At 72.0% G+C, this 11,163-nt stretch carries 9 protein-coding genes and 2 pseudogenes; 3 read left to right on the top strand and 8 right to left on the bottom strand.

Annotation, left to right across the window (positions count from 1 at the left end):
- Positions 1-322, top strand: a pseudogene (locus ACLEQD_RS26480) (hypothetical protein); the annotation flags it as partial.
- Positions 323-402: 80 nt separating this feature from the next.
- Here the strand turns inward: ACLEQD_RS26480 and ACLEQD_RS26475 are convergent.
- Positions 403-2,328, bottom strand: a complete 1,926-nt coding sequence (locus tag ACLEQD_RS26475; RefSeq protein WP_410387741.1) for a S8 family serine peptidase — start codon at positions 2,326-2,328, stop codon at positions 403-405.
- A 215-nt stretch (positions 2,329-2,543) separates the two neighbouring features.
- On the opposite strand from ACLEQD_RS26475, the gene ACLEQD_RS26470 reads away from it, so the two are divergent.
- Together ACLEQD_RS26470 and ACLEQD_RS26465 are read left to right on the top strand one after the other, a co-directional pair.
- A complete protein-coding gene (locus ACLEQD_RS26470; RefSeq protein ID WP_410387740.1) occupies positions 2,544-3,875 on the top strand; it encodes a lysophospholipid acyltransferase family protein in 1,332 nt (443 codons plus the stop codon).
- Between the two features lie 109 nt (positions 3,876-3,984).
- Entirely contained in the window at positions 3,985-4,938 is a 954-nt protein-coding gene (locus ACLEQD_RS26465) for an NAD(P)/FAD-dependent oxidoreductase (RefSeq protein ID WP_410387739.1), read from the top strand.
- Between the two features lie 13 nt (positions 4,939-4,951).
- Here ACLEQD_RS26465 and ACLEQD_RS26460 read toward each other — a convergent pair whose 3' ends face one another.
- The 7 genes and pseudogenes from ACLEQD_RS26460 to ACLEQD_RS26430 form a co-directional block, all read right to left on the bottom strand.
- Positions 4,952-5,626, bottom strand: coding sequence for a helix-turn-helix domain-containing protein (locus tag ACLEQD_RS26460; protein ID WP_410387738.1), 675 nt, complete (start codon positions 5,624-5,626; stop codon positions 4,952-4,954).
- Positions 5,627-5,628: 2 nt separating this feature from the next.
- Positions 5,629-5,802 (bottom strand): hypothetical protein, encoded by a 174-nt coding sequence (locus ACLEQD_RS26455; RefSeq protein ID WP_410387737.1) that lies wholly within the window; start codon positions 5,800-5,802, stop codon positions 5,629-5,631.
- 98 nt (positions 5,803-5,900) lie between these two features.
- Positions 5,901-7,181, bottom strand: coding sequence for a spinster family MFS transporter (locus tag ACLEQD_RS26450; protein WP_410387736.1), 1,281 nt, complete (start codon positions 7,179-7,181; stop codon positions 5,901-5,903).
- Positions 7,178-8,118, bottom strand: a pseudogene (locus ACLEQD_RS26445) (Ppx/GppA family phosphatase). Before ACLEQD_RS26445 ends, ACLEQD_RS26450 begins: the two are co-directional and overlap by 4 nt.
- Positions 8,119-8,132: 14 nt before the next feature.
- Positions 8,133-9,329, bottom strand: coding sequence for an aminotransferase class V-fold PLP-dependent enzyme (locus tag ACLEQD_RS26440; protein ID WP_410387735.1), 1,197 nt, complete (start codon positions 9,327-9,329; stop codon positions 8,133-8,135).
- Positions 9,330-9,387: 58 nt separating this feature from the next.
- Complete coding sequence (locus ACLEQD_RS26435; RefSeq protein WP_410387734.1) at positions 9,388-10,677, bottom strand: LpqB family beta-propeller domain-containing protein; 1,290 nt, start codon at positions 10,675-10,677, stop codon at positions 9,388-9,390.
- On the bottom strand, positions 10,674-11,163 hold a 490-nt coding region (locus ACLEQD_RS26430; RefSeq protein WP_410387733.1), incomplete at its 5' end, for a TonB family protein. The genes ACLEQD_RS26435 and ACLEQD_RS26430, both read right to left, overlap by 4 nt.

The following is an 11,163-nucleotide window of genomic DNA, read 5'->3' as shown; positions in this document are numbered from 1 at the left end:
CACGGGCGAGGTGCTGGCGGAGGCCCGTCCCGGTGGGACGCTGACGTGCGCGGAGGGCAACGCGGTGCAGTTCAGCTACACCGCGCCGCAGCGCGTGCGCCTGTCGCTGGAGGGGCTGCCCCAGGCCGGGGGGGAGCCGCTGCGCTTCTTCCCCAGCGAGGGCGCGGCCCCGGAGGTCGCCGCGGGCGTGGACGTCCCGCTGCCCTTCAGCACGCCCGTGCAGGGCGGGTGGCTGACGGGCCCCGTGCCGGTGCACGCGCGCTTCACGGACGCGCAGGGCCGCACCGTCGCGGACACGCAGGTGACGCTCACGCCCCGCTGAGCCCCCACCGAACAACCCCCCTCCCGTGCGAGCACAGGAGGGGGGCGGGGACTGCCGTGCCTTGTGGGGTCCGGGAGTGACTACGGACGCGGGACGCGGCGGTCCACTTCCGCGGTGCCGGTGTACTGCGTGGACACGTTCAGGAAGCCCTTGAGCTGAACGCGCCAGGTGCCGGCGGGAGGGTTCGTGATGGTGACGGCCTCGCCGGTGGAGGTGCCCTCGGCGCTGGTCGCGACGAGCTCCCCGTTGGGGCCAAAGACATACAGGTCCAGGTCGTAGGCCGGGTTGCCCCAGTCCGTCTTGATGCGCAGGGCGTTGGCGCCCGCGGGCACCTCCAGCGCGTGCTCGTGCTGCGCGGCCCGGAGGGACAGGTCCACCACCGGGAGGTTGATGGCGGTCTTCACCGTGCCCGTCCAGGAGGGCAGGGCGGTGGTCTGCGTGATGTAGCGGGTGCCCACGGCGTCATTCACCAGCTTCGTCGCCGCGTAGACGTCCGCGTAACCCGCGCCCACCTCCCACGTCTCCAGCTGGCGCGTGGTGCCCGCCGCGTCCGTCGCGTACATGGGCCGCGCCGTGGCCTGCACCGCCGCGAGCACGCCGTCCATGTTGAGCGCGGGGTTCACCTCCAGGAGCAGCGCGGCGACGCCGGACATGTGCGGCGCGGCCATGGAGGTGCCGGAGCTGGCCGCGTAGAACGGCTCCGGGTGCAGCAGGTCCAGCCCCAGGTACGGCTGCATGATGGTGGCGGTGAGCGCGCGCGCCGCCACGATGTTCACACCCGGCAGCGTGATGTCCGGGTGGTGGAACTCGTCGCCGGGGATGCCGCGGCTGGAGAAGGACGCCAGCTCGCCCGGCCTGTCCTGGCTGAGCAGCGGGTTGGTGGCCGCCGTGGTGTCGCGCGACGTGCCGGCCGCGACGGAGATGGCGCACGGCGAGGCGCTGTACGGGTTGAGCGTGTCGGGGGCGGAGCCCTCGTTGCCCGCCGCGAACACCACCACCATGCCCAGGTCGTAGGCGCGCTTCGTGGCAAGGGAGATGGGGTCGAACGGCGCGAAGTGGCTGCCGCTGGTGCCCCACGAGTTGGAGATGACGCGCACGTTGTGCGCCTCGCGGACGTCCGGATCCATCAGGAAGTCGAAGCCCTCCAGCGCGAACAGGATGCTCAGCGCGTCGCCGGTGCCCACGCCCAGGAGCTTCGCGTCAGGGGCCACGCCCTTGTGCGCCCCGCCCGAGCGCGCACCCGAGCCGCCGATGATGCTGGCGCAGTGCGTGCCGTGGCCGCTCGTCAGGTCGCTGTTGGGCGTGTCCACGTACAGCGCGCCGCCCACGCCCACGTCCAGCGGGGAGGCCACGACCTTCACGTTGCGCGCCACGTTGGGGAAGTCGCCGTGCGTGCCGTCCAGGCCGGAGTCGATGATGCCCACGCCGATGCCCGCGCCTGTCGTCCCATACGCGGTGCGCGCCGTGTCCGCGTGGATGTACGGCACGCTGGTGTCCAGGAAGTACTGGAGCGGCTTGTCCTCGTAGATGGACAGCAGGCCCAGCGGCTGGAGCTCCTGTCGCAAGCTGTTGATGAGCTGCGGCGTCACCGGGGCCTTCAGCGCCACCATGGGCAGCGACTTGAGCGCCAGGACGTTGCCCAGCCCCAGCCCCTGCGTCACCCCGCCCAGCGTCCGCGTCAGGCCGCCCAGGACGGCGTCCAGGTTCAGCACGCCGCCCGTCGCGTTCGCGGTGTTGAAGGAGAGGATGAGCGTGCGCACCGACCCGTCCGTGTGCAGCGCCGGATCCACCACCGCCTGGCCGAGCGCCGCCTGCGCCGCGCTGGACGCATAGAGCGCGTTGCAGGCACTGGGAGTCGCGGCCGTCGCGGTGACGATGGACCGCGAGGTCGACGTGACGGCGGGCGGTGCCTCCTCCTTCGCGCCCCCCTCCTGCGAGGTGCTCGCGCCACACCCCAGGACGGCGGCGGTGGCGGCGGCCCAACCCAGCGACATCAAACGCTTCATGTGGTGTTCCCCCGAGATGAGCGGCGGCCTTCCAGGGGCCGCGCGCAAAAAGGTGTGAATCGGGAGCCCCCGCATGGATCGCGGTTCCACCGGACTGTTCTGTAGTGGCTGAACCCGGAGGGCTGTCGGGGAAGAGGGTCTTTCCGGCCCCGGCGGTGACAATGTCCGGAGCGCGGGCGGGCCCGGGGGGGGGGCGCCGGGATACAGTCCGCTCCGTGTTCTACGCGTGTGTGCGGGCGGTGGTGGCGCTGGCGCTGCGGCTCTTCTACCGGGTGAAGGTGAATGCCCCGGCAGAGGCGCCCTTGGGGCCGGTGCTCTTCGTGGGCAACCATCCGAACGGGCTCATCGACCCGGCGCTGGTGTTCATCCTCACGCGGCGCCAGGTGACGTTCATGGCCAAGGCGCCGCTGTTCAAGCTGCCCGTCATCGGCTGGCTGCTGAAGGGGCTGGACGCGCTGCCCGTGTACCGCAAGCAGGACGACCCGGCGCAGATGGGGCGCAACGAGGGCACGCTGGAGGCGGCGAAGGGCGCGCTGGTGCAGGGGCGGGCCATCACCATCTTTCCGGAGGGCAAGAGCCACTCGGAGCCGGGGCTGGCGGAGCTGAAGACGGGGGCGGCGCGCATCGCGCTCAACGCCGCGCGCGAGGGCGCCCCGGTGCGCATCGTCCCGGTGGGGCTCACCTACGCGGAGAAGAACGTGTTCCGCAGCGAGGTGCTCATCGACCAGGGGGCGCCCATCGACGTGACGGCCTTCCTGCCGGAGGACGCGGCGTCGGAGCAGGACGCGGTGCGCGCGCTGACGGAGCGCGTGGCGGAGGGGCTGCGCGCGGTGACGCTGAACCTGGAGCAGTGGGCGGACCTGCCGGTGGTGCGGGTGGCGGAGCAGCTCTACGCCTTCCGCCAGGGCGGCACGCTGGACGCGGAGCGGCTGCGGCTGTGGGCGCGAGGGGTGCGGCTGTTCCGGACGCAGGAGCCGGAGCGCTACGAGCGCCTGCGGCAGCACCTGTCCTCGTTCGGCCACCGGATGGCGCTGGTGCAGGCCTCGCGGCCGGAGGAGCTGTCCGTGCAGTACCGCCCGGGCAACGTGGTGCCCTTCGCGGTGAAGACGCTCTTGCGGCTGGTGTTCGGGCTGCCGCTGTTCGCGCTGGGGCTGGCGCTGTTCGGCCTTCCGTATCCGCTGCCCCGGATGGCGGCGCGGCGCGCGGAGCTGGACGTCCAGGCCACGGTGAAGTTCCTCACCGCGGTGGTGGTGTCCGTCGTGTGGTGGTGGGGGCTCACGGCGGTCGCGGCGGTGTGGGGCGGCTGGGCGTGGGGGCTCGCGACGTTCGTGCTGGTTCCGCCGCTGGCGCTGTTCACGCTGTCGTTCGCGGAGCGCTGGGACGAAATCCGTCACGACCTGGAGCTGTTCTTCACGCTGGGCAACCGGAAGCGGCTGAAGGCCCGGCTGCTCGCGGAAGGGGAGCGGCTGGCGGGCGAGGTGGAGCGGCTGGCGGAGGAGTACCGGCCGAAGCTCGACGCGCCCGGTGCCTCCCCCGTCGCGAGGTAGCGGACCGGAAGATCCGCCGATGCCGTCGAAAGTCCCGCCCTCCTATTGGCCCCGGGCCCGTCGTTAGGTTTCCCCCAGGGAAGCAACGACCGGCACGAGGAGCAGGGCAATGGCGGCATACGACGTGGTCATCGTGGGGGGCGGCCCCGGCGGGCTCAACGCGGCGCTGTATCTGGGACGCGGGCGCAAGCGGGTGCTGCTCTGCGACGCGGGCACGCCGCGCAACGCGGCGGCGGAGCACATGCACGGCTTCGGGTCGCGCGACGGCATCCCGCCGCCGGAGTTCCGGCGCATCAGCCGTGAGCAGCTGAAGGCCTATCCCAACGTGGAGGTGCGCGACACGCGCGTGGGCTCCGTGGAGAAGCACGAGGGCGGCTTCCGCGTGGCACTGGGCGACGGCACCACGGTGGACGCCCGGCGCCTCCTGCTGGCGATGGGCGTGGTGGACGTGATGCTGGACATCCCCGGCTACCAGGAGCTGTGGGGTCCCAGCATCTTCCAGTGTCCCTACTGTCACGGCTGGGAGGTCCAGGACCAGCCCTTCGCCATGCTGGCGAAGAACCCGCAGTACCTGGACGGCGCACCCATCATCCAGAACTGGTCCCGGGACCTCATCGTCTTCACGCACGGCGACTTCGAGGTGCCGCCGGAGCAGCGTGAACGACTCCAGGCCCTGGGCATCCCGCTGGAGGAGCGGAGGATCCGCGCGCTGCATGGGAAGAACGGGCGCCTGGCGGAAGTCGAACTGGAGGACGGGACGCGCATCGCCCGGAGCGTCATGTTCTCCGCGCCGCCGCAGCGGCAGCACGAGCTGGTGACGCGGCTGGGGCTGGAGCTGGATGACCTGGGCTACGTGAAGGTGAACGCCACGGGAGAGACGTCCGTGCCGGGCATCGTCGCGGTGGGCGACATGACGACGCCGATGCAGGCGGCCATCGCGGCGGCCAGCGCGGGCACCATCGCCGCGGCGATGATGAACCACGCCCTCATCCTGGAGGACGCGGACCGTCGCTACACGGAGGTGACGGGGAAGCCTGTGCCCTCACGGCGGAAGGGGCACTGAGCCTCACCACGCGTCAGTGCGCGGCCGGCGCGCGGTGCTGCTTGCGCCACGCGGCGGGCGTGAGCCCCTCCGTGCGCCGGAACAGGCGGATGAAGTGCGTGGGGTCCGCGTAGCCCACGCGCTCGGCGATGATGTCCACGCGTTCGTCCGTGGACAGCAGCCGGCGCCGCGCCTCCGCCATCCGGCCGGAGATGATCCACTCCACCACGCTGCGGCCCGTGGCCTGCTTCAGCGCGGTGGTGACATGCGCGGGGGAGCGGCCCACGGCGGCGGCCACCTCGCGCAACGAGATGGGCTTCAGGCAGTTGCGTTCGATGAACGTGAGCGCCTCACCCGCGAGCGACACGCGCGAGTCCGCCGGCGTCCACGTGCTCGAACGCCCCACCTCCGCCAGCACCAGCGAGAACAGGCTGCGCGTCACCTGCTCCCCCAGCGCACGGTGCGGCGCGCGCGTCTCCGCGTGCAGCTCCGACAGCAGCCGCAGCAGGTGCTCCTGGCGCCCGGACGGAATCGGCACGACGGCGGAGGCCCCCTGGCGCACGCGCTCGAAGGGCTCCAGCAGCGGGCCCACCTCCGTCTGCGCGAAGGCGGACGGATGGAACCCGAGCCCCCAGACCTCCGCGCCCTCGGCCGACACCGTGCGGTGCTGCTCCCCGGCGGGGATGAGCATCACGTCGCCCGCGGACACGGTCAGCCGGGTGCGCTGATCGATGACGGCCGCCCGCCCGTGTAGAGCGCGAGCACCGCCTGCGGATGCGAGGCGGCATGGGGGGAAGGGGCCTGCTGGGCATGCCCGCACGCGACGACCAGGGTGCTCGACGGCGCCTCCCAGCCGTGAACCGCATGCGAATGCACGACAGCCATGGGCGCCTCCGCTTCCTTCCCTGGCGAGCAGCGAACCTGCTCGCCCAACCGGATGGGGCTCGGATGCATTCCGGGCCCGGGCGTTTCCGCGCGAGGCTTCAGCCCTGCTGCGCGCGCGGCGTGGCCTCCCGGAACAGCTTCGCGCCCAGCAGGAGCGCCAGGCCGCCCAGCAGCACCGGCACCGCGTTGATGGCGATGGCGGTGTGGAGGCTGGCCATGTCCGCGATCTGCCCGATGAGCGTGGGGGAGATGGCGTCGCCCAGCATGTGGATGCACAGCACGTTGAGGCCCATGGCGAAGGCGCGGAACGCGGGCGGCACGCAGTTGACGATGGCCGCGTTGATGGGGCCGCTGTTGAGGAAGATGAGGAACTGCGCCACGCCAATGGCCGCGAACGTCAGCGTCGTGTCCTGCAGGTTCACCGCCAGGTACATGCACGGCGCCGCCAGCAGCAGGCCGATACCCGACAGCCACAGTCCGCCACCCGCGCGCTTGCGGTCCATCCTGTCCCCCAGCCAGCCGCCGGCCACGGTGCCGGTGAGGCCCGCCACGGCGGTGATGGCGCCGAACACCAGGCCCACGCGGCCCGGGTGCTCCAGCCACAGGTGCCGCTCACGCACCAGGTACGTGGGCATCCAGAACGCCAGGCCGCCAATGGAGAACGTCATCAGCGTGTAGCCCACCGTCGTGGCCCAGAAGGCCATGTTGCGGCCCAGCCCCTTGAGGCCCTCCATGAACGGCAGCTTCACCGCCGCGTCCGGCCCGTCCATGGCGCCGCGCTGCGGCTCCGGCATGAAGAAGGCCATGGTGCCCAGCAAGAGCCCCGGCACGCCGCCCGCGAAGAACGCGGCGTGCCACGAATACGTCTGCGTCAGCCACCCGCCCAGGCCGTAGCCCATGGCGGAGCCCACCGGGATGGCGATGTAGAAATACGACAGCATCCGCGTGCGCTGCTCGCGCGGGTACAGGTCGGAGATGATGGACGGCGCCACCGCGCCATAGCCCGCCTCGCCAATGCCAATCACCGCGCGCGCCAGCAGGAGCGCCGTGAAGCTGGACGCCAGGCCGCTGGCCCCCGTGGCCAGGCTCCAGAGAATCACGCCGCCCGCCACCAGCAGCCGGCGGGGGATGCGGTCCCCCAGGAAGCCGCCCAGGGGCGACGCCAGCATGAAGACGATGATGAAGACGGTGCCCAGCAGGCCGGACTGCGCGTCGTTGATGCCGAAGTCCTTCTGAATCTCCGGCAGCGCGACGGCGATGATGTACCGGTCGAGGTAGTTGACCAGGTTGATCAGCGTGAGGATGAACAGCGCGTAGCCCGCGCGCACGGACTGCGTGGCACGCGCGCTGGACGGAGCGACGGGGGTGGAGGCGTTCATGAGCGAGAGGAGCCGGAGCCAGAGCCGAAGCGGTGTGCCAGCAGGCCCCAGCGCAGGCCGCGGTCACTCACGCGGCACGCCTCCAGGCCCAGCGCCTTCACCGCTTCGCGCAGGATGAGGGCCCCCGCGGGGATGACGTCCGCGCGCTTGGGCTGGAGGCCGGGCAGCGCCCGCCGCGCGTCCAGGGGCAGGGCGCACAGCCGGTCCGTGAGCACGTCCAGCTCGCTCCGGGACAGCGTGCCGCCGTGGACCGCTTCCGCGTCGTAGGTCGCCATCTGGTGCTGCACGGCGAACAGCGTCGTCACCGTGCCGGCCACGCCCACCAGCATCGCGGCGGGAGGCGGCGGGGGCAGGGTGGAGAAGGTGTCGCGCAGGTGCGCCTCGATGGCGCCGCGCTCGTCGGAGGACAGCGGGTCGGTGCGCACGTAGCGCTCCGTGAGCCGCACGGCGCCCACGTCGAAGCTGTGGCGGAAGGCCACCGTGCCGGCGTCGCTGCCGTAGATGAACTCCGTGGACCCGCCGCCAATGTCCACCACGAGCAGCGGCCCCGCGGCCTCGCTCCCGAAGTCCTGGGCCACCGCGGCGAAGGACAGCTGCGCCTCCATCTCCCCGGGGATGATCTCCACCGTCACGCCGCGCGGGCCTGGGCCGCGGCGATGAAGTCCGCGCCGTTCTTCGCGTCGCGCGCGGCGCTGGTGGCGGACACGGCGATGCCCTCCGCGCCCAGCTCGCGGGCCTCGTTGGCGAAGGCCACCAGCACGGACAGCGTGGCCTCCATGCCGTCGGAGGACAGGACGCGGTGGGTGTCCACGCCCCGGCCCAGGCGGGTGATCTCCGCGCGCTCCACCACGGGCTGGAAGCGCCCGTCCGGCAGGCGGTCCGCGACCAGCAGCAGCACGGAGTTGGTCCCGATGTCGATGGATGCGAAGCGCGGCATGCCGCGCACACTACTCAACGCAGCAGCGCTTCCAAAGCCCGCGCCAGGGCCTCGTAGTCCGCCGGGGTGTTGTAGAGCTGCGCGGACAGCCGCAGGTGCCGGCGGGGCGCCCGGGGCCAGGCGGTGACCGGAACCTCGATGTGGTGCTCCTCGAACAGGCGCACATGGAGGGGGTCCAGGTAGAGCGGCGGCTCGGGGTGCTCAGGGAAGCCGTCTGGCAGGGCCACGCACGCCATGCTGCCCACCATGGACTCCGGGCACAGCGGCACAGCGTTGCCCAGCCTCGCGTCCAGCCCGCGCCGCGCGGCCAGCACCTTCTCCCGGTTGGACGCCATCACCTCCGGCCACCCACCCGGAACGAGGCCCGCCATGAAGCGGATCACGGTGGGGATGCACAGGAAGGGCGTGGGGTCGACGGTGCCCACCCAGTCGAACTCCAGCCGGAAGCGCGAGCGGTCCGTGCGCGGCGAGTTGTGCCCGTGGCTCACCACCATCGGCTTGAAGCCCCGCTGCAGGTCGCGGCGCACGTACAGGAACGCGGCCCCCTTGGGCGCGCACAGCCACTTGTGGCAGTTGCCCGTGTAGTACGCCGCGCCCAGCTCCTGGAGCGCCAGCGGCACCATGCCCGGCCCGTGCGCGCCGTCCACCAGCGTCTCCACGCCCCGCTCGCGCAAGCGGCGCACCAGCTCCGCCACCGGCATGACCAGCGCCGTCTGGCTGGTGATGTGGTCCATGAGGACCAGCCGCGTGCGCGGCGTCACCTGGGCCATCACCGCGTCCACCACCGACTCCGGCGAGGGCACGGGCCAGGGCAGCTTCGCCACCACCACCTTCACGCCCTGCTCGGCGGCGGCCACGTCCAGCGCGTTCCTGGACGCGTTGTATTCGTTGTCGGTGGTGAGCAGCTCGTCGCCGGGCTGGAAGCGCAGGTTGCGCAGCACGGTGTTCACGCCCGTGGTGGCGTTGGGCATGAACGCGAGGTCCTCCACGGCCACGCCCACGAAGGCCGCGAGCGCGGCGCGCGCCTCGTCGAGGAGCGGCTCCACCTCACGGGCGAGGAAGCGCACCGGCTCCGCTTCCAGCCGGGCCCGCAGCTCCGCCTGGTGCTGGAGCACCGGCCTGGGGCAGGCGCCGAACGAGCCGTGGTTGAGAAAGACGACCTGGGGATCCAGGCCCCAGTGAGCCCTGTGGGCGGGGAGGGGAGCGCTCATGGGGCGCGCAATGCACCCCGGCGCGTCCCCCCTGTCAACGGCCGCCCGCCGTGCGTGACTACTTCGCCGCCGGAGCGGTGCCCCAGTCCGGGGTCAGCCAGTGGCCCTTCTCCATGGGGAGCGGCACCTGGTTGCTGCCGTCGGAGGTCATCACCCACAGGTGCGCGGCGCCCTTGCGGTTCGTGCTGAACATGATGAGCCGGCCGTTGGGGGAGAAGGTGGGCTCCTCGTTGTTGCCCTGGTCCTGCGTGAGGCGCGTCACCTTGCCCGTGTCCACGTTGACGGTGAAGAGGTCGAAGGCGTTGCGCTCGTCGCGCGCGGTGAAGGCGATGAGGTCCCCGCGCGGCGACCAGTCCGGCGTCTGGTTGTAGTTGCCCTGGAAGGTGAGCCGCTTCACGCCGGAGCCGTCCGCGTTCATCACGTACACCTGCGGGCTGCCACCCCGGTTGGACACGAACGCGATGCGCTTGCCGTCCGGCGACCAGGTGGGGCTGGTGTTGAGGCCGTAGGGCGTGTCCGTCACGGCCTTCGCGCCGGAGCCGTCCGCCGCGGCGACGTAGATTTGAGCGCTCTCACCCTCCGCCAGCGCGTACGCGATTCTCTTGCCGTCCGGCGAGTACGCGATGCCCGTGGCCATCTGCCCGTCCGTCACCAGCGCCTTCGCCTCGCCGCCGGGGGTCTGCACGTAGATGTCCGGCCGGTTCCTCCGGTAGGACGTGAAGGCCACCTGGCCGGAGGGGCTGAGCGTGGGGAGGATGTGCGTGCCGCCCCGGGTGAGCGCCTGCGCGCCCAGGCCGTCCCAGTCCGCCACGTACACGTCGCGGTTGGCGCCCGCCTTGCGCACGTAGGTGATGCGCGACAGGAAGGGGCTCGCCTCGCGGGTGAAGTGCCGGTAGAGCGCGTCCGCCAGCGCGTGCGCCAGCCTCCGGGGCTCACCGGCCGGCGCGTCCTTGGACACCTTCAGCTCCTCCTTGCCCGTGGCCACGCTGAACAGGCGCAGCTCGCCGCGCAGCGCGCCGCCGTCCTGCGCGAGCGACACCTTCACCAGCGACTCCGCGCCCACGTCCGCCCAGCGGCTGAAGTTGATGCTGCCCGCCGTCATGCCCTCCTTCGCGTCGGCGGTGAAGCTGTTGCGGTCCAGCACCTGGAAGATGCCGGAGGCGGTGAGGTCGTACGTGAAGGCGCTATCGAACGTCTGGGCGGCCTTCTTGTCCGCGCCCTCCTGCACCACGGGCGCGGGGGCCGCGAGCGGCAGCGGGCGGAAGTTCGCGCCGGAGATTTCGATGACGGGCGCCTGCGCCAGCACCAGCGCGGGGACGAGGAGGAGCGACAGCAGGAGGGCTTTCATGGGCTGAACACCAGGACGACGCCGTTCTTCTGGAGCGCGTCGCGAAGCGCATCGGGGGGAGGAGAGAAGGGAGAGGCCTTGCGCACGGCGGCCACCACCGCCGCGTCGAACAGCTCGTTGCCGCTGGCCTTGGCCAGGCTCACGTCCAGCACTTCACCCGCGCGGCCCAGCTTCATGGCCACCTGCGCCTTGAGGTACAGGCGCTCCGCGTCGGGGATGGTGTCCGCCACGTTGTAGTGACGGCGCACCTGGGACTTCAGGAGGCCGTAGTACCGCTCGCCCTCCGCCACCGCGGAGTCACCGTCGGGGTCGCCGTCCTCGGCCCCCTCCAGCTCCTCCGGCTCCGTGGGCTTCGCGGACTTGTCGAACGCGCCGAACAGCTTCTTGCGCCGGTCCTCCGCGCTCGCCTCGCCCTTCTGGGGCGCGGGCGCCGGCGCGGGCTTCACGCCGGGCACCGCCACCGCGGCGGGGGAGGGCGCGGGCGTG

Source organism: Corallococcus sp. 4LFB, from assembly GCF_046520365.1.
Classification (GTDB): domain Bacteria; phylum Myxococcota; class Myxococcia; order Myxococcales; family Myxococcaceae; genus Corallococcus; species Corallococcus caeni.
The sequence above is the reverse complement of the archived record's forward strand: the minus strand, read 5'-3'. Positions and strand labels throughout refer to the sequence as shown.

What these genes read in the sequence shown, in the direction of transcription:
- ACLEQD_RS26475 (WP_410387741.1), bottom strand. Translation starts at nt 2,328, where the DNA reads ATGAAGCGTTTGATGTCGCTGGGTTGGGCCGCCGCCACCGCCGCCGTC.
- ACLEQD_RS26465 (WP_410387739.1), top strand. Translation starts at nt 3,985, where the DNA reads ATGGCGGCATACGACGTGGTCATCGTGGGGGGCGGCCCCGGCGGGCTC.
- ACLEQD_RS26455 (WP_410387737.1), bottom strand. Translation starts at nt 5,802, where the DNA reads ATGGCTGTCGTGCATTCGCATGCGGTTCACGGCTGGGAGGCGCCGTCG.
- ACLEQD_RS26450 (WP_410387736.1), bottom strand. Translation starts at nt 7,181, where the DNA reads ATGAACGCCTCCACCCCCGTCGCTCCGTCCAGCGCGCGTGCCACGCAG.
- ACLEQD_RS26440 (WP_410387735.1), bottom strand. Translation starts at nt 9,329, where the DNA reads ATGAGCGCTCCCCTCCCCGCCCACAGGGCTCACTGGGGCCTGGATCCC.
- ACLEQD_RS26435 (WP_410387734.1), bottom strand. Translation starts at nt 10,677, where the DNA reads ATGAAAGCCCTCCTGCTGTCGCTCCTCCTCGTCCCCGCGCTGGTGCTG.